Source organism: Marinagarivorans cellulosilyticus (assembly GCF_021655555.1).
GTDB lineage: Bacteria > Pseudomonadota > Gammaproteobacteria > Pseudomonadales > Cellvibrionaceae > Marinagarivorans > Marinagarivorans cellulosilyticus.
Genome location: NZ_AP023086.1, coordinates 4,326,485 through 4,346,999, shown reverse-complemented (window position 1 = coordinate 4,346,999; position 20,515 = coordinate 4,326,485). Strand labels below are relative to the sequence as shown.

Here is a 20,515-nt window from a genome sequence, read left to right as displayed (position 1 = left end):
ATATCAAATAATTTTCCATGATATTACCTGAAAAAATATTCCAAAACCTATCGCACTACGCCAAAGCGAAATTTTCCTCGTTCGCAGACCTCCTTTGCGAGCGGTGGCAGCATAAATGGCACATATGCCACCGAGATTGTCACCAGTGCCACTGAGAATGGCACCAGTGACAGTGGAAATGGCAGTGGTTTTTTCTGCGATTTTCTAAAAAAGCAAATCCGGCGATGTTGAGTAGTTACAATAGTTATATAATTTTATAATAGTTATAATTGTTATAATAGTTATAACACGGAATCGCGGATCACTGTTAGTAAAATAAACAACTATCCGACGAAGGGTTTTTGGGGTTTTTCGGAATATGACTGATTTTTCAGACCTAAATGCATGATGGGGAGGTATTTAATCAGCATTTATTTTCGCTATAGGTTAGAGCGAAGCGCTGGAAAACCGCAGACCGGGAGAGCGATTATTTTTCTAAAATAACACCATAAATTCCGTTTTTTAATTTTAATGTTTTTAAAAATCTAGGGGCGTCGATCTAATCGCTATTAATAGTCATCGTCGACGGTATGTGTAGCCTGACCAGCTGCCGCGGCGACAGCTGAAACTGCGGTAAAATAGTTCCTAACTTTTGTCATTGGTGGGGTTACCATTATGGTTGTCGAGACATTATGTCACACAGATGTGAGCATCCCGACACGAGTGCTCGAAAAGATTTGTGCACAGTTTCCTGGCGTTCCGCCAGACGCGGCGATGCGTAAAGTGGCGATGGCGGTCTCGAATCACTTTAGTCCCGAATCCAGTGAATGTCCCGGAGCTGACGATGGTTTAGAACCGGGCCCCGACTGGCCGTATGAGTCCCAAATTGTAAGAATTGTTTTACCTGTGAGTGCTTTAAATAGACTCAAATTGATTACACAGGTCGCAAATCACCAATACGCAATAATAGCTGCCGTTCTCGACTTTCTAGACGACCCAGCGAGGATTGGAAGGCGTGTACGTTAGCTATGGTGTTAGACAAAGACTGCTCAGTCTATTTATAGTAAGAAACGAAAGTGATTTATGAGTGAATTATTATTGGCGCTATCGGTCGCAGCCGCAGCACACAAAGGTCAAATACGCAAAGGCAGCGGAGAGCCCTACATTAATCACCTCATTGAGGTCTCGCATTTGTTGTCGGAGCATGTAGATGCAATTGACGTTGAGGTCCTGCAGGCTGCGGTTTTGCACGATATTCTCGAGGATACGTCGGTTTCGAGAGAAGAGCTTTTACTTCAATTTGGTTCAAAAGTACTCGCGTACGTCGAAGCCCTCACTGATGACAAAACGCTTCCACTTTCGCAAAGGCGTGATCAGCAACTGAGCCATATAACCGGCGAATCAAAGGCTGTTAAATTAATTAAGTTGGCAGACCTTTGCAGTAATGTGTCTAGCATTCCGCCATCGTGGAGCGAGACTAAAACAGCTGATTATTTGGACTGGACGCACCAAGTGGCATCAATGTGTTTCGACGCTAATGAGGATTTAGCGAACAAATTTATGAGCCGCTACGACGCTAGCTTGTTGGCAGCGCAGGCGCGGTTCGGTAATGCGCAAAGCGGTGGCGAGATATAGTATTACGGCTTTTCGTGGTGGTTGTGACCCGACCTAAATTCGTATCCCATTGAGCGCCTTGTTGATATTGTCGCTGAAGCGGGAGATGCCCAGCACGCCCGGGAGAGACAGTAAGGCTTTCACTTCAATGTCAGTGGCTTGATGTGCAATCGCAGATTTTTCAAAGGCTTCGCGGAATATCGCAGCGGCTGCGGGTTTTCTGTAGATGAGTAGCATAGCGGCAAGCGCCGGCTTCCTCTTTGGTTGTGGGTGTTCGTCCTGATGTCGCAATGTCGACTAGGTTGTCGATGAGCTCTCTCTCCGCATCTCTAGAGTCGAAATGATTACTACCATGCATACATATTTAACCAAATTAGGCTCATGTGCGTTTTGAAGAGATTATCATTGTTTGCGTAATACGCGATACCTTCTGAGGGCAGGAATAGCATCTTAACTCTTCGTAGAAAGTAAGCTCAAAGCCATCTCCATTACTGCCGCACTGCCTGAATGAGTCAATTGACTCGAGGCGCACGCGTGACTTTAGTAGGGCGTGCCTTATATCCAATATGACGTGGTATTCGATGATAAATCCCTTGTTTATCCATTTGATGGCTGGTCACCTAACTAAAAGCGATATTTAAAGGGGCGTGATGCTCTACATAGGCGGGTCGATTCAATAGCTCAATTACGTCACGAGAATGCAATACAGTGAATATATTATTCGGTATATCTAGCCATAATTTAGAAAGGCATTTTCGATAGTCTTTAGCGATTTTTTGTTCTCTTGGTCGGTCACAAAGCTTGGGCGGTTCTAGTTGAAAGTTGTAATATCATCTAATAAATGATATTTTTGTGAATTCGTTAACCCTTTTAAACCGGTTAAGGCTTCTGTGGGTTAGTTGTACACTAAAACGGTTATTCTCAATATCGGTAATCTCCGATATTGGATTGCATGAATAGTCAAAGGGAACTTGATATTTTTGTTCGGGGCTAGTTGTCCATTTTTATTATTGCTCCCTTGTTACTCATATCCACCCTTAGATCATGCGGATTTGCTGTTTTCAGCTTCCGTACGTCTTACTGCGTGCGTTCTTTTTTGAATTGCTTAAAAATTGAAATATCAGGTTAATTATGGTTTCGTATTTGGGTTGTATTGCTCGTAAATTTCCCGGGTTAATTCTACTGTTTGTTGTTCTTTTGGCATACTCATATCGTGCTACGGGGTTAACGTATGGTGAGTTAAGTGTGACGGATGTGTCGCCAACGTCATTCACGGTTAACTGGGTAGGTGATGTGAATGCCTCTCCAAATATAGAACTATATTCTGATGTCCAAGGGAATAGGCCGGTTTCTGGAGCTACAATTTATCCTAGTTACAATGCGCAAGGTAGTTTGACATTGAGTGGGTTATCAACAGCTGCGGGTGTTATGCGCGTAAGGGTGGCTGGGCTTCAGTCTAGTACCCCATATTTTTACCGTTTATCAGTCGTTTCAGGCGAAGGGGGCGTTGAATATTTTCCTTCTGGAGGAGCTTTGCCCTCGGTTGTGACTCTCGATCATAGTATTCCTCAAAGTAATGATAGTGTGGCACTTTCTGTTTCTGTGGGTGGAGACGAGCCCGCGGCTGGAAGTCTAGTTTTACTGACTGTCCCTGGCATGAAATATCCAATTTCGTATGTTGTTGGTGATGGCTTTATTGATAGTACAGCGGCTCTAAATCTTACTAATATGTATTCTGCTGCAACTAATTCTCGGCATCACTTCACAGGTGGCGAGTTAGTTGGAGTGCGTGTGCTTGGCGGTTTCAATGGCGAGGCTTATTTTGAGGGGCAAGTGCCGGTTAATGATGGTAAAGGCTTGTTACATATAATAGGGGGATCACCCCTAGAGTTAACTCAGTCAAAAGATAGTGACGGCGATGGTATTGATGATTTACTTGAGGCGAAGCATGGGCTAGATAGTGATGACCCCACGGATGCTGATTTGGATAATGACACGGACGGTATCATCAATGGTGCAGAAATTGATTTAGGGACTGATCCGAACCAGTCAGATTCGGATGGTGATGGCATTGATGATGGCGAAGAAGTACTTCTTGGCCTGTCTCCCCGTAATTCGGATACCGATCGGGACGGCATATCGGATGCTGATGAGTTAAATGGCGATAGACCTACAGACCCATTAAATGCTGATACAGATGGTGATGGCGCTGGTGATTACCGTGAGGTTTTGGCAGGAACAGATCCCCTAGACCCTCAAGACACTCCAATCATTGATGATGATGAGGATGGAGTTGAGGATGAGCAGGATAATTGCAATAAATACAACCCCGACCAAACAGATAACGATCTCGATGGTTTGGGTGATGTTTGTGATTACGATGATGATAATGATGGCGTTGATGACGCGCTGGATAACTCACCTCTAATACCAAACCCCGATCAGGTCGACACTGACGGTGATTCAATTGGCGATGCGTCTGATAATTGCGTTGTAATTGAAAACAGAAATCAAAAAGATACAGACGTTGATGGTGTTGGTGATGTCTGTGATCAGGATGATGATAATGATGGCATTAATGACCATTACCCCGAGCAAACTCCCTCAGATATCCCATTGTTAGTTGATGAAATTGATGCATTTATCGGAAGCTCTATTAGGGTTGTCAATGATGATCGGGCAGCGATAGCCTTTTACAAATTTAACTCCGAAAGCTCTTTTAGTGTCTTGCTTGGTTATTTCAATCTAGCAACTCGGATATATACCTCAAATGAACTTCAAGCCAACGAAAAAGGTTGGCAGGGTCGCTTTGCTGTCGTAATGGATGCGTTTGATTGCGATTGTTTGGCCGGTGCTGTTGTTTCGGATGGCGATAATATTGTTATTCAAACTGATCGGGGCGCTTTGGATATTAAGTTACCAAAAGTTACGGGAGAGGAGTGGGGGGCAGACCCGTTCTATTTCTTGTCAGAAGATCTCTCCTTGTATTTACCGAGATATAGCGATGGTCGTTTAAGTGGCTTGGTGCGCTCTGCTTTAGAGCTTCAGGTCTTGGATAATTGCCAGTTTATATTTAACCCCGATCAGCAAGACCATGACCAAAATGGTATTGGTGATTATTGCGATACATCAGATGATGATTTAGATGGGGATGGCATTTTAAATATTCATGATAACTGCCCTGATCTGCATAGTTATAGTCAATTAGATACCGATGGTGATGGGATTGGTGATGCTTGTGAGAATGATTTCGATAATGATGGCGTCCTAAATAATATTGATAATTGTATTGATACACCAAACCCTGCCCAGGCTGATAGAGATGGAGATTCAATTGGCGATGCATGTGATGCAACGCCAGATGGGGATACCGATAATGATGGAATTGGTGATCCCATAGATAACTGCATTAGTGTTGCGAATCCATCGCAAGATGACCTTGATGGTGATGGCGTGGGTAACGCCTGTGATGATGATTCTGACGGAGATGGCCTGTCTGACTTGCTTGAAAGGAGTTTAATTAGCAATCCATATTCTAAGGATTCTGATGCTGACGGGGTTCATGACGAGCTTGAAGACTATGATTTCGATGGTGCTAGCAATATAGATGAGTTGCAAGCAGGTACTGATCCGCTTAAGCCTACACTAAATTTATTTGCTGGCAAAAATCTTATTCATTACCCTGTATTCGTGGAAGATATGACAGCGTTCAAGTTGTTGGCGCGTCTCGGCGGAGCTAGTAAAGTTCTCAGCATTTCTAGGTATAACCATAGTCTCGAAATTTACGATAAGGCCTATTATTCTGGCGGCGCAGCTAGCGGTATTGATTTTGAAGTAGTAAATAATGAGAGCTACTGGGTAGAGGCGCTCGGCGATTCCGTAGTTGAATTTGAAGGGCCGCTATTTAACAAGGATGGATTTGTATACTTTAACACTGGGCTTAATAACATCGGTGTTTCGTACGCGACTAGTGATATGACGGCGTTCGCCATGCTGGACGCATTGTTGCAGCAGGGAGTGGAGGCCACCATACAGATGTATGATGCTGCTAGTGATAAGTTTCTGGCTGCATCTAGCGTTACCGGAGCGAATACAGGTCTAAATTTTGCGTTAACAAGTGTTCAAGGGCTGCAGCTATTTGTTGCCCAAGGCGGTCGTCCCTTTGGATTTGCCTCGCCGACCATTCTTGAGTATAGCTATCGAACGACAAATCAAGAAAACGACCTGATAACACTTGACGTCACTGGGGGTGCTGGAACGGTCTACGTTAATGGGGTTTTCGCGGAAGATTTGTCGCCGGGTGAGAGTGGTTATCAGATCGCCCTAGATCTGGTTCTTGGTGAAAATGTATTTACCATCGAGCAGCGCGGAGCTGACGGTGGGGTTGAGACCACGCAATTGACTTATCTCCTTACGGGTCCTTTTGGTGTTGGCACAGGGGGGGATGATATTTTAAGTGGTTTGAGACCCAAGGGACGAGGCGGGAACGACACCATTTATGGTACCGCTAGTAAAGATCGCCTAGATGGCGGCGCTGGCGATGATCTGTTAATAGGTGGTGCGGGCGACGATCTTTTGTTTAACGGCGAAAGGTTTAAGTTTGATATTGGGGATGGTTACGATGTGCTCGTGGGTTACGCAGATGAACTTCGATTAATTTTCGGGAAGGGGATTAGTCCAGAAGATGTTTATGTTAAGTATAAGACGCCGTCACTAGTTTTTGATGACGAATTTACGACTAACCCTTATTCGGAAGTCGATGCTAATTTTCATTGGGGTGATATCGACACCAGAGATTGGGCGATCATTCACTATTCGACAGGCGACACTATTCGGATGTTGGATTTGCAGAATGCTACGCCGATACTGGAATTTGAGGAAGGGGTGTTTGAAGGGGCTGCAGCGAGAGAGATTTTGTATAAAGGAAGCCCTGATCGTGATGTCTTCTATTTGACAACCGGGTACGAGAAAGTCTCTGGCGGGGCGGGTAATGATGTGTTCTTCATACGCCCGGGCGATGGCGACTATATCGCCGGCGGTGATGGTGATGATCAGTATTTTTTTGATTATTCGCCTCCGTATCACGACCCGCTGTCTGATAATGGGTGGGATAGCAACCTTTCGAGCGCTTGGGGTTTTCAAAGCTTCTTGACGTCATTTGTCGACGATAATACGCCGTTCTTTCCCAGCCATTTCTATAAACAATGGCTAAAAGATGCGATTGCTGAACAATACGCGTTAATGGACGAGCCGTTTACGATTAATGGGGGTAAAGGCGACGATATTTATGTTCTTCGGAGTGAGTTTTCAGGTGATTTTCAGTTCATTTCGGGCGATGGAGATGATTTGGTTCGTTTGCAAGGGGGAGCGCCTAGGAGTCTACGCGTAGTGCGTGGTGTGGAGCCCTTGGAGGAAGAGGTTCTGCTGAAAATTAATGGCGGAGATAGCTGGTCGTTAGTTTTTAATAAGGCTCCTCCGAACGTGTCTGGGGCGGACAGCCTTACCTTTGAAGACGCTGATCTTAGTTATTTGGCGGCGATATTTAGAGGGCAAGTAGTATTTAATTTACAGCTTGGCTCAAACCAGGTTTCACTGGTGGATTGGGCGACTCAATCTGACCTTCACAATATAATATTCACCCCGCCTAGCCCTGAAGTTTACACGGGCGATGATTCGGCGAACGTCATTATTGCTAATGCGCTTGCTGTCATTACGCCGGGCGGCGGCGATGATATCGTGCATGCTGTCGACACCAGCACCCTTGAGTATAACGCCGGCGACGGTCGTGATCAGGTTTCATTTTCTGGGCAGCTAAGAATTGAGATGGGTGAAGCTATTTTGCCCAAAAGTGTTTCCGTTACTCACCGTTGCGAAAAATCGTCGCTAGACCTTGTTATTAATATTAATAAAGAAGCTGACTCTATTGTTGTAAAAAACTACTGGCAGATAGACGAGTCGCTTGTCGAAACTAGAATCAAGTCCATTGTCGTAAATTTTCAGTCTGATGGAACTGAGTGGGGTGACGAGGAAGTCGTTAATCGGTTGAATATTGGCACTGAAGGAAATGATTACTTTGAACTTTGCCGAGCGGGTGACGAAATCGATGTTGATGTTTCGGATTTAACCCCCGGCCCTGGGGATGATGTGGTTAACGTGGGTAAGGCAACTGAAGTTGTATTTCATTTCGCAATTGGGGATGGCAAAGATACATACCAATTTGATATCAATAGCCAAAGCGCGCATGTTGATCAAACTGATGTTGGGATGGTTTTTGACCTCTCTTCAATAAATTCTTCCGAGTTCACCCCAGCACTTGATAATCAAGACCTGCTTATATCGATTGGGGCTCAAGATGAGATAAGGATTATAGATGTTTTCACATTTATCAATTGGCGCCCGTTCGCCGAAATGCGCTTTTCGGACGCTACTTATTCATTCGAAGATGTGGTCGATCTTATAAATTCTAATGACAACTCAGGGCGATTTATCCGCGTGATTGATGGCGTTTTTTCTGCATCGCCGACTCATTTTGATGATGTGATAGTTATCTCGGGTGATGACAAGATAAGTGTTGATATCTCTGGTGCTGGCTTTGATGAAGTGTATGTGGAAGATACAGGTAATACGTATGAGATCAATTTTTCGGGGAGCGGTATAAAACAAGTGTGGTGCGCTTGCGATACATCACGAAAATTTACAAGGGTCGATGGAGACTTGGGTCGAAAACTTTTTCTAAATTTAAATAACGCGAGCACTAATAATATTCGCGAGTTTCGAAGTCCAACATGGAACAATCCAGATTTAATCGTTCGATTGCATGATGATCTTATATATGGCTCTTCTGGGAATCGTACTTCCCTAAGGTTTAATTCTATTTCAGCTGCGCCGGATACGCCGGTAAAACAAAAGGAAATGTATGCTTCACGATACGGCTTTTCTCTTGAATGGTTGAGTGAAAATTTATATGTAAATGGATTCGAGCGTAGACACCTCGGGCCATTTGATCTGAGTCGAGCTGGGTTCCTCCAAGAGGAGGGAAAAGAATTTAACGCCCTCGATGTTGGAAGTCTGGACTACTTGTTGTCGGCTTATTTGTCGCCAAATTTCTACCTTAATTATTATATAAGTAACAACTATAAAGATAGTAGAACAGGGGTTGATGTGTCAGGTAATTCTTCGAGTTTCTATGGGGCACGTGAAAATTTCAATGGAAATGATATTGTTGAAGTTTATAAGAAGGGAACCTATGAAGATTATATGGAAAATTACGGTTTCCTGGCGCGTCTCGTTTTTTCTTACTATACAGGTATAGGCGAGGAGGTGCTGGAAGGGGGGGCGGGAGATGATATCTTGATTCCATTCTTTAGTGATGCTTTTTATGTTTCTGATATTACTTGGAATCACGAACCTATCACTATGTATGAAGTGTTTCATGGGGCCTTAAGCAGCGATGGAGAAAATTATGGTTCTCGTATAATAGATTTTTCATCCACGTTTTATTTTGCTCCAGGGTTCGGTAATGATGTTGTACCCTTAGAAGTTAGTAATCAAAAGGCGCATATACGCTTCTACTTCGAATCTGATGATATGTGCTTAGATCCTATTCGAGTCGGCAGGGATCTTTTATTTAAATGTGGGGAAGGGGACTCTATACTCGTCACTAATTATTATCATTACGATGACCTCGGTGGCGAGTGGCGAGATTCCTCTGATCGGGTTCGACTTTCGATAACCACTCTCAATCCATTGGGTTACTCTTTCCCTTTAGACCCTCAAGAGAGTCACAAGGCGGGATATCGTGACATTATTATTCCTTTACCGCCTTCAGTTGATGAAAATCAAGGTTCCTTAGTTGCACTTGACGATAGTTTTGATTTGCCGGTTAATGTCCCTAAAATCATTGATCCGGCAGTTATTTTGCAAAACGATGTGATTGTGCCGCTACAAAACATTTACTTGGATGGTGTCTTCGGTGCGGTTGGCGGGCAGGTTATCTACGGTAACCGTAAGGGCGTTATTGTTTTTGTTCCAGATGAGGGCTTTGTCGGACAAGCCTATTTTAGCTATAGGGCGCTAGCGCAAAACGGTTTAATGGCTCGGGGAGTGGTTGAAATAAACTATGTCGATAATTCAGACTCGTTATCGGCTGTGTTGGAAGGGCGAGAACTCGTTGGAGAAAATATTCTAGATAATCATTTAGTTGCGGGGCCATTTGGTGTCATGTCGCTCGGTGATGAAGATGATTACATTGGCCTGGTAGTGGATAGTACAGCTAAAGTTGATTCAGGTCCCGGAAACGACATTTTTTATTTATATGATAATGTCGCGGTGCTTGGCGACCTTGATGGCGGCTCTGGTTTTGATGCGTTATTTGCTGAGGAGCCAAAGGGGCCTACGAATATTAATTCGCTTGAGGTGAATAGTCTCACCAACGTTGAAAGCGTTAGGTTGGGTGCTGGGCTAAATCGAATAGTTGGTAATGATGATGCCAATGTTATTGATTTGGCGGGTGCTAGTGTTCTTAATGTTTTTGAGGTTAAAGGTTTGGGCGGCGATGATGTGATTTATGGTCCGCGAATAAGGTATTTTCAAATTGATGGTGGTGACGGGAGCGATCGCCTTGTCGGAAGTGCGCTTGAGGATTCAATTCTTGGTGGTGAGGGCGATGACTACATTTTTGGTGGGCGCTCTAATGATTTTCTGGATGGCGGTGCAGGGAATGATATTCTTTTCGGGGGCGACGAGGATGATAAGCTTCGTGGTGGCGCAGGAGATGATTTGATTGTTGGTGGAAGTGGCGATAACACTATTGTCTGGCAACCTGGTGATGGTAATGATTATATCTCGGTATTTGATGGCTATTCCGACCCTTACTATCAATTTTTTGGTGGTGTGAGTCTGCCATTAGATAGTTATTTCGCTTACTTTGACATTGATCGTGATCCGGCCTCGCAGGTTCTAAATGATGTGAGGCTCGCGCCTGAGGGAGAGTATACATTTTCAAAATCAACTGACCAAGATCTGTTGATAACGTCAATTCAAACAGGGGAAAATCTTCTTTTTTTCAACTGGTTCAAAAATAGAGCTTATCGAGTCGATTTATTCGATTACCAAAGGTTTAGTGTAAACCATACAATATATAAAGATCGTAGGATTTCGTGGGAACAAATTTTTAGTGAGGTAATAGATGATAGTGCAAGTGAGAATTTAGTTATCCTTGGGGTGGAGGGCCACTCACCCAATCCAGCATTGTTAAACTTGGACGGTCAGGGCATTTACCAAGAGTTGTGTGTTAGTTGCCATGGCGTGGATGCAAAAGGCAATGCTCCGCTTACCGGTAATAGTTTAATTAATCGAGCCGAAGCTGTTTCGTACGTTACACGTAGAATGCCCTTACTTGAAGAATCGCTTTGTGATATTACTTGTGCCGAGAAGGTTGTTGATTATTTGCTGACACTTAATTTACCGGTTGATGAAGATTATGATGGCTTTGCGGATGACGGTGATGATCTTTGTCTGGGAACCGACGAGTACGATAATTTGTCTAGAACGATGGATGGTTGTGGGTGGCAGCAGGATGAGGACCACGATGGAGTCTATGATCCTTATGATTCATGCTCATTGACTTTATACCCAGCGAAAGTTGATAGTGATGGCTGCCCATCAGATACAGACGGGGATTCGATTCTCGACGGTATAGATCAATGCCCCAATAGTCCCTCTGGCTCTTCGGTCACTACGGAGGGTTATGAGCCTTACTTCTCCCGGTGGGGTTCTAGTTGGACTTACTATGTCCCGACCAATCTCGGTTGTGCAGCGTCAGAATACGATTCTGACGAGGATGGCGTCATGGATGACATTGATAGATGCCCGAATACCGATCCCCGTTCTTGGAATACGAACACGCCAGCCAATGAATTTGGTTGTAACCTCGCTCAGCTTGATGGGGATGGTGATTTTGTTTCGGATGAATATGACCTGTGCCCTGACTCAACGATTCTGCCTCATTTGAACGCGGATGCTGATGGTTGCCTTACAGTCGATTCGCCTAATTTACTGAATTCTAATGGTACCTTTAGTCAGGGTCGGCAAAACTGGTCTTTCTTTTCTGCATCGGCCGTGGCTAGCTGGATAAACAGCATTGATATTCAATTTGCCGCCAGCTCCCAGGGTGTCGCTAGTTTATCGCATGACGTTGTGTTGGAGGCTGGTAAGAGCTATTCGTTTTGCGCTGATGTTATTGAGGCTTCGGACCTACCCGATAAATTCCGGTTAGATATGCAAATTGACACCGGGGCTCCTGATTATGAATATATCGGCAGTAGATATTCAATCATCGAGCAGCCAGATGGGGATGACGGGAGGGCGATAGGTATTTTGCGCTATGGCAATAATACCGCTAGGCAAAAGTGGGAAGTTATTGGCGGTGATGAGGATCGCGCTGTGAGGCTCTCGATTAGGGTTTCTAATACTGATGAACTGGCTGAGCTCGGTGGCCGGGTGACACTTGATAATATTGGCCTATATGAAGGCGGTGAGTGTGGCGTGCCGGGTGATGAGGTTGAGTCAGGGATTGGTAATGGTAAGAACGTTATTGCATCCGATGGCTCTTTCTCAAATGGCCAGCATGGTTTCTTTGCTCTCGTAACAGAGGGGGAGAACGTATCTTGGGCTGATGATTTTTCGCTAAATTATGGTTCAATTTCAGAAAACATTTGGGATATTCAGCTAAACCATTCCGTGGATTTAATTCAGGGTGAGTTATATACAGCGTGCTGGAAAGCTCGAGCCGATAGCTCTCGTGAAATGTTTGCAGCTATCAATAGCGGTGCCCCTGACTATTTTGATTTACTAGGCGCTCCTATCTCTTATCAATTATCAACCGAGCACCAAGAGTTTAACTTCTCATTTATCGCTGAAGCTAATTATTTGGATGCGATGCTTACCTTTCACTTAGGGCAAAGTGATATAGCGGTTGATATTGATGATGTAGCGCTCTTTAACGGCGATAGTTGCGGTGATATCAACAATCGTGATGGTTTTAGTGAGGAGGTAGGTTTAAATTTATTAGCCTCGCAGCCTGATCTGTCGCAAGGGCAAGAAGATTTTGGTGCTTACTTTGCCAGTGGCGTTGATGCTGATGTTTCTTGGAATGATGAAATTGATATTTCATTACACTCTGCACAAGAAGAGCGGTATTCCGCCCAAATTTCTCATGAGCTTGCCGTAGAAGAAGGTGAAGCCTATATTGCTTGTTTTGACGCGGTAGCCGACGAGGCGAGAGATATTCAAGTATTAATTGATTCTGGCGCGCCCGATTACCAGTCGCTCACAGGTACTTGGCCGATTTTTCCGATTAGTAATGCCTACAAATCGTTCAGCTTGCCTTTTGTTTCTTTAGCCTCTGACCCAGACGCTCGTTTGATTTTCAGTGTGGGGGGCAGTGATATTAATGTAGCACTGGATAATATCGGTGTTTATGAAGGGACGTCGTGCCCCAAGGTTTCTCTACCTGACGATGATCTAGATGGTGTTGAAAATGTTACCGATCTTTGCCCTGCAACCGAAGCTTTAATATCCGTCAATAGTGATGGGTGTGCTGCGTATCAGCTCGATTCCGATAGTGACGGTATCGCTGATGATGTCGATTTTTGCCCGGGCACCGGCGCTGGCATGGGCACAAATTCTCAGGGGTGTTCGCCGAGTCAGGTAGATACTGACCGTGATGGTGTAGTAGATGAGTTAGATGCTTGCGCTGACACTCTTGCAGTAATGGTTGCGGATGAGTTTGGTTGCCCTATCGATAGCGATGCAGACGGTGTTGTCGATGGTGTCGATCAATGTGTTATGACAATCGCAGGTGCGATTGTTGATGACACTGGCTGTCCTCTAGATGGTGATGGTGATGGCGTGGTGGATGGTGTCGATCAGTGTGAAGCCTCGCTTGAAAATGAACCTGTCGATGTCTTTGGTTGCCCTGTCGATCACGATAATGATGGAGTCATTGATCGTGATGATCGCTGTTTGGATTCGCCTGAAGGTGTGTTAGTTGATCTCTTTGGTTGCGAAGTTGATTCGGACCTTGACGGGGTTGTTGATAGCATTGATCAGTGTCCAAATACCTTTCCTGAAGCGCCAGTTGACGGAGTAGGTTGCTCACCTGATAGTGATGAAGATGGCGTACCAGATTCGCTTGATCTCTGCCCCCAATCACTTTCAAATGCTTCTGTCCAAAACAACGGATGCCCCTTTGACGATGATGGTGATGGGGTGGGGAACGAAGTTGATTTCTGCCCAAATACTCCTATTGGCGCGATTGTGTTAAGTGATGGTTGCTCAAGTGATAGTGATAATGATGGTGTATTTGACGGTGTAGATACATGCCCAAACACAATTGCAGAAGTTAGTGTTGATGCTCTCGGTTGCGCTATAGACATTGATTTCGATGGGGTGCCAGACGATTTTGATCAGTGCTTATCAGAAACGCCAGGCCTTACTGTCGATGAGCAAGGTTGTCCGCTTGATTCTGACAGTGATGGAGTGATTGATGATGCGGATGAGTGTCCAGAGACAGAAGTAGGAGTATTGGTTGATGCTGTAGGTTGTACGCTAGCGCCTGATGAAGATGGTGATGGTGTTGCGGACAGCATTGATCAATGCGCTGGCACAGTAAATGGCGCTACTGTCGATGAGTTAGGTTGCCCTGTAGATACCGACGGGGACGGAGTATTCAACGGCCTTGATCTATGTGAAGACTCTACTGCCGTTATTGTCGATCAGAACGGTTGCCCGCTTGATAGTGACTTAGATGGAGTATTTGACGGTTTAGATCAATGTGCGGGCACTCCTCAAGGGGCGCAAGTTAATAGCTTCGGCTGCCCTTCAGATTCTGACGGTGATGGCTCTTTGGATGGGATTGATGAATGTGATAACACGCCGTCTGGTGCCGTTGTTTCAATCATCGGCTGCCCAATAGATAGTGACGTTGATGGTGTTTACAACGGAATTGATCAGTGCCCGAATACGCTGCCTGGTGCCACAGTGGATGCGGATGGCTGCCCTTCAGATTCCGATAGCGATGGTATTTTCGATGGTCTGGATCAATGCCCAGGTACGCCTTCTGGCGAGCCTGTAAATGCCGTTGGCTGCGCAATGGATGCTGACAATGATGGTGTTACTGATAGCATGGATCAGTGCGCGTCGACCCCGGTAGAGGCGACTGTTGATAATAATGGATGCCCAGTAGACGCAGATGGCGATGGCGTTTTCGATGGCGTAGACCAATGCGCCGACACGCCAGTAGGGGTAAACGTTACGGCGCAAGGTTGCCCGATAGATAGTGATAATGACGGCGTCTTCGATGGTTTGGATCAGTGCGCTAATACGCCTGTGGGTGCCGTCGTGAACGGTAGTGGTTGCCCGACTGATAGTGATACTGATGGCGTTTTTGATGGTATAGATCAATGTGCAAGCACTCCGGTTGGTGCGCTAGTGACAACGCAAGGTTGCCCAATCGATAGTGATGCAGATGGCATTTTCGATGGCTTAGATCAATGTGCTAATACGCCTATTGGCGCCATAGTCAATGACAGTGGTTGTCCTGTTGATAGCGATAGTGACGGGGTCTTTGATGGTATAGATCAATGTGTCGGCACTCCGATTGGTGTGCTAGTGACAACGCAAGGTTGCCCAATAGACAGTGATGCCGATGGCATCTTCGATGGCATAGATCAATGTGCTAACACGCCTGTTGACGCCATAGTCAATGACAGTGGTTGTCCGTTAGACAGTGATAATGACGGTGTTTTCGATGGTGTGGATCAGTGCGTAAGTACTACGGCTGGCCGCACCGTTGATGAAACAGGCTGCGCGGCTGATGCCGACAACGATGGTGTTATTGATGATGACGACCAGTGTTTATCGACGCCTCCTGGTGTGTTGGTAAATGAAGTCGGGTGTTCGGTTGATAGTGATAACGACGGCGTAAATGACGATATTGATCAGTGCTCGAATACTCCAATCGGTACAGCGGTTGATGGCAAAGGCTGTGAATTGATCACGAGTTTGCGTCTAGAAGCCGAAACCTATAATGCTGGATCGGATAGCGATACAGGTAATGCGGGGGCGCCGACACAATGCAGTTACGGCGGCTTTAATGTCGATGTTGAGAACTCCGGCGATGTTGGCGGCGGCTGTAATGTTGGCTGGATCGAGACTGGAGAGTGGCTCGAGTACAGCGTTGATCTGTCGGCAGGAACTTACGAGATTACTTCTCGTGTTGCGTCGGATACTGGCGGCGGCAGCTTCAGTGTCCTCCTTGACGGCGCTCCTTTAGCCACTGATTCAGTTGGTGCTACAGGCGGTTGGCAAGTTTATGAATCACATAATTTGGGCGAGATTAACGTTACGGCCGGTGGGTCACATACGTTGAGAATCTCCGTCACTCAAGGTGGCTTCAATCTGAATTGGCTTCAATTCGACTTCGTTGCGCCACCACCCGATGCGGACGGTGATGGCGTTACTGACGTCGATGATCAATGCCCAAATACCGGGGCCGGCGTAAGTGTGGATAGTCAGGGGTGCCCATTAGATGCTGATGGCGATGGCATTAGTGACTCTATTGATCAGTGTACGAATACTCCAATTGGAGCAACGGTAAATAGCAGCGGTTGCCCAAGCGATAGTGATGCTGATGGCGTATTTGACGGTCTTGATCAGTGTGGTATGACACCAAGTACTGAGCCAGTAGATAGCGCTGGCTGCCCATTGGATAGCGATGCGGATGGCGTTACTGACGGAGCAGATGAATGCCCGCTCACTATTGCTGGGGCGAGTGTTGATGCGCAAGGTTGCCCATTGGATAGTGATGCCGATGGCATTTTTGATGGATTGGATCAGTGTGATTCGACACCGACTGGCGTGGTTGTCGATACAGTTGGTTGCCCGTTGGATAGCGATAGTGACGGCATATTTGATGGCTTAGATCAGTGTGAGGCGACACCGTCAGGCGTATTGGTCGACAGTATTGGCTGCCCTAAGGATAGTGACAGCGATGGTGTTTTTGACGGTTTGGATCAATGTGAAGGTACGCTCGTCGGCGAGCCTGTAAATAGCACCGGCTGCCCAATGGATACCGACAATGACGGTGTTACCGATGGTGCAGATCAATGTCCATCCACCCCCGTAGGGGCTGCCGTCGATACCAATGGCTGCCCGCGTGACAGTGATGGTGATGGCGTATTTGATGGTATTGATCTCTGTGCCATGACGGCTGTAGGAATCACGGTGGATGCTATAGGTTGCCCAATAGACAGTGATGCCGACGGCATCTTCGATGGCTTGGATCAGTGCGCTAATACGCCAGCTGGCGCCATAGTCAATGGCAGTGGTTGTCCGTTAGACAGTGATAATGACGGTGTTTTCGATGGTGTAGATCAGTGCGCAAGTACTACGGCTGGCCGCACCGTTGATGAAACAGGCTGCGCGGCTGATGCCGACAACGATGGTGTTATTGATGATGACGACCAGTGTTTATCGACGCCTCCTGGCGTGTTGGTAAATGAAGTTGGGTGTTCGGTTGATAGTGATAACGACGGCGTAAATGACGATATTGATCAGTGCTCGAATACTCCAATCGGTACAGCGGTTGATGGCACAGGCTGTGAATTGATCACGAGTTTGCGTCTAGAGGCCGAAACCTATAATGCTGGATCGGATAGCGATACAGGTAATTCGGGGGCGCCGACACAATGCAGTTACGGCGGCTTTAATGTCGATGTTGAGAACTCCGGCGATGTTGGCGGCGGCTGTAATGTTGGCTGGATCGAGACTGGAGAGTGGCTCGAGTACAGCGTTGATCTGTCAGAGGGCACTTACGTCGTCACATCTCGCGCTGCTTCGGATACTGGCGGCGGCAGTTTCAGTGTTCTCCTTGACGGGACGCCATTAGCCGCTGATTCAATTGGTGTTACAGGCGGTTGGCAAGTTTATGAAACGCATAATCTGGGCGAGGTTAACGTTACGGCCGGTGGATCACATACGTTGAGAATCTCCGTCACTCAAGGTGGCTTCAACTTGAATTGGCTTCAATTTAATATCGCAAATCCTTCAGGAGATTCAGATGGCGATGGTGTTAGTAATTCTTCTGACCAATGTTCAAATACACCAGCTGGTGTAAGTGTTGATTTAGAAGGATGTAGCGTTGGATCGCTAGTCGTTGAGGCGGAGCAATACGATGTAACTTCACCGGTATCGCCCTTCGAATCACAAAGTGACAGCGGCCGAACAATCATGCTCTGGCCGGGCAGCGGAAGTATTAATTCGGCAGCGAGTGACGGTACCGCGGGCCAGCTATATTACCCTGTTGTGGCGACAGCCTCCAGTTTAACAATTTACACTACAGCTAATTTCGCAAACGCTTCGGACGATAGCTTTCACTACAAATTAGATGGTGAAGGCAGTGGTTGGGCGCTTCAAAATGCGGTTGCTACAAATGGTTATCAAGAATTGCAGGTTGCGAATTGGACGGGGCTGGTCGTAGGTCAAACTTATATGTTTAAGGTTCAACGCCGTGAAGATGGCGCTAAACTTGATTCCTTTAGGGTGCAGGGCGGACTTTTTAGTGTGAGCTCTAATTAAAATTAAGCATGGGTTGTTTGAGGTGATAAATAAAATAAATAGCTAGGAAACTCACCGCTTTGTTTTATTGAATCGTAAATGTTGGTTGTAAGGGCGAGTTCAATAGTAAATAGGCCAAACTGAGAGCATTAACTTTAACAACAGGAAAGTAAATGTTTGTTTCAGTGATTTTTAAATTTTGTGGTTAACCAAATGGCTAAATTATGTTTGGTCTGAATTATGGGATTAGATGATAGTGTGGAATATTAAAGTACTGAAGAGTAGTAAAACGATTGATTGGCTAATGGCTATTTTACTATTGTGTAGTTTTATGCCGCTACAAGGTGTGTGTGCAATCATTAACACTCAGGTCGCGGATGTTACGACTAAATCGTTTTCAGTTGCTTGGCTAGCCGATAGAGCCGCATTAGGCGCGTCGTTGCATGTTTATAGAGATCAATCGGGCGCTATAGAAGAGCTGAATGTTGTTCAGAGGTATGTGGGTAGTTCTGGTGGCGATAGCCTGATAGATGGTATTGCCGCAATTTCTGTTACTGGGCTCGATCCTGACACCACTTATTTTTATAGGCTTGATGTTAATTTTTTAAGTGGACTCGAATCATTCCCTCAGGTCACGCCGTTACCATCGGTTAAAACTCAGGTTGGTAGAGAGTTTTCAGATATGTTTGGTCAGCCAATTGTGAATGACATTCTAATTGGACGGTTTAATTATTCTCCCGAATCTACTCCTGGCGCTGGATCAATTCTTTTAATTGAGATTCCCAGCGTTTCTAACTACCCCTTGTCGGCAATAGCAGTCTATAAGGGAGGGGAGATATCATTAGCTCAGATAAATCTTAATAATCTATTTAATAAGACAGGCGTCAATTCTTTTTTGTATGGAGAGGGGGGGGTCAAAGTACGCGAGTGGCGTGGGTATCAACAATGTGGCGATGGTCAACTGCAGCAGCGGACGTACTATAAAAAATTAAATGACAATAGGCTTCTTGCGAGTCTTCATGAAACTGATGCGTTAACTGGTTGTTCAATGTTAGATCTCGATTGCAGTGGCTTTGTGGATGTGGCTGATGTAAATGTTTTGAACGCGCATGAAGGTGCTGAAGTTGGTGGTTGTGGTTTTTATGCACCGTACGATTTAGTGCCGGATGGTGTAATTGATGCAGCAGATAAGCAGTTGATCCTAAATGCAATCGAATAAAAAAGGGTAAAGAAATGAAACGTTTATTGATGGGGCAACTATTTCTATTTGCCATTTTAAATTCCATTGGTTTCTCATTGGCGTTCGGCGCCTCGGTAGAAACTTTCGAGTTGAAGCAGCTAGCAAATATTGCTGACGATATAAGTGTGGCTCGTTGTGATGAGGTTAGTTCGTACTGGGTTGGCGATAAAATCTATACAGATTACAGCTTTGCTGTTTCTGAAAAAATTAAAGGTGCTTCAGGAGATAAGCTCTTAATTACTTCATTGGGTGGAACCGCTATACATCCTCTGATGAACGTGCCAATAAAAATGGAGGTTCAAGGTGGCGGGAGCTATTCTGTCGGAGAAGAATTTGTGCTTTTTACTAAGTTAAGCCCCAAAGGGCATCGGCAAATCATAGGTTTAAGGCAGGGAGCTTTTGGTATTGATAGTGACGATAAAACTGGAGTTAAAGTCATACCCGTTGGGAAGAAGTACTTAACAACAAGCTCTGGGAGAGAGGAGGTGGACTTGCTGTTCTCACCATTTTCTGGTTTCGAAAGCGAAGAGGTCACTGTTGCAGTGAGGTATATGAAGCTTGAAGAGTTCATCCACAGTATAAAATCTGTATTGAAATGATTCGGTTTTTTTCTTGCTCAATGGGCGATTATTGAAGGTTGATGGTAATGTGCGTTAAAGGTTTTAAGTTTTTCGGAAGAAGCTTGGTTGGCTGTATTGTTTGCGGGTTTTGCTTGGAGGGAGCTCTTATTGCTGATGAGGCGGGGCGCCAAGAAGGTTCCGTTTCTCTTATGGTAGATGACCCAGCCTACCAAAATTTTTTGCTTAAACTAGAACAGGATAAGGCCAATGTTACTGAGCTTAATGACAGTGCGGTAATTGTCGAAGAGGTATTGCCAAACCCTGAAGATACAACCGTTATGAGGTTTTCGACATCGTTAAGCGATAGTGCATCGTTAAATAAATCTGCGGTGTTTATTTTCAGTCAGGCGCAAGAAAAATTAAATTCGGAACCAGCGGGTATTCAAGATCGAATTGATAGCATTGATATTCTTAAAAAAACCATTCAAAAAGGATTGTGATCGTG

General features: G+C 45.4%; 6 protein-coding genes. 5 read left to right on the top strand and 1 reads right to left on the bottom strand.

Annotation, left to right across the window (positions count from 1 at the left end; translation table 11 throughout):
• Positions 1–1,062 precede the first annotated feature (1,062 nt).
• A complete protein-coding gene (locus tag MARGE09_RS17795) occupies positions 1,063–1,614 on the top strand; it encodes an HD domain-containing protein (protein ID WP_236984272.1) in 552 nt (183 codons plus the stop codon).
• 33 nt (positions 1,615–1,647) lie between these two features.
• Here the strand turns inward: MARGE09_RS17795 and MARGE09_RS17790 are convergent, their stop codons facing one another.
• On the bottom strand, positions 1,648–1,830 hold the full coding sequence (locus tag MARGE09_RS17790) for a hypothetical protein (protein WP_236984270.1): 183 nt from the start codon (positions 1,828–1,830) through the stop codon (positions 1,648–1,650).
• Between the two features lie 894 nt (positions 1,831–2,724).
• On the opposite strand from MARGE09_RS17790, the gene MARGE09_RS17785 reads away from it, so the two are divergent.
• From MARGE09_RS17785 to MARGE09_RS17760, 4 genes are all read left to right on the top strand, one after another.
• A complete protein-coding gene (locus MARGE09_RS17785; RefSeq protein ID WP_275068731.1) occupies positions 2,725–18,231 on the top strand; it encodes a thrombospondin type 3 repeat-containing protein in 15,507 nt (5,168 codons plus the stop codon).
• Positions 18,232–18,466: 235 nt separating this feature from the next.
• Positions 18,467–19,429, top strand: a complete 963-nt coding sequence (locus tag MARGE09_RS17770) for a hypothetical protein (RefSeq protein WP_236984268.1) — start codon at positions 18,467–18,469, stop codon at positions 19,427–19,429.
• Positions 19,430–19,443: 14 nt separating this feature from the next.
• Positions 19,444–20,049 carry a hypothetical protein gene (locus MARGE09_RS17765; RefSeq protein WP_236984266.1) on the top strand — a complete coding sequence of 202 codons (606 nt, stop codon included), beginning with the start codon at positions 19,444–19,446 and terminating at the stop codon, positions 20,047–20,049.
• A 170-nt stretch (positions 20,050–20,219) separates the two neighbouring features.
• Entirely contained in the window at positions 20,220–20,510 is a 291-nt protein-coding gene (locus tag MARGE09_RS17760; protein WP_236984264.1) for a hypothetical protein, read from the top strand.
• The last annotated feature ends 5 nt before the right edge of the window (positions 20,511–20,515 follow it).

Coding starts and splice junctions, on each gene's coding strand:
- MARGE09_RS17795 (WP_236984272.1), top strand. CDS start 1,063: ATGAGTGAATTATTATTGGCGCTATCGGTCGCAGCCGCAGCACACAAA.
- MARGE09_RS17790 (WP_236984270.1), bottom strand. CDS start 1,830: ATGCTACTCATCTACAGAAAACCCGCAGCCGCTGCGATATTCCGCGAA.
- MARGE09_RS17785 (WP_275068731.1), top strand. CDS start 2,725: ATGGTTTCGTATTTGGGTTGTATTGCTCGTAAATTTCCCGGGTTAATT.
- MARGE09_RS17765 (WP_236984266.1), top strand. CDS start 19,444: ATGAAACGTTTATTGATGGGGCAACTATTTCTATTTGCCATTTTAAAT.
- MARGE09_RS17760 (WP_236984264.1), top strand. CDS start 20,220: ATGGTAGATGACCCAGCCTACCAAAATTTTTTGCTTAAACTAGAACAG.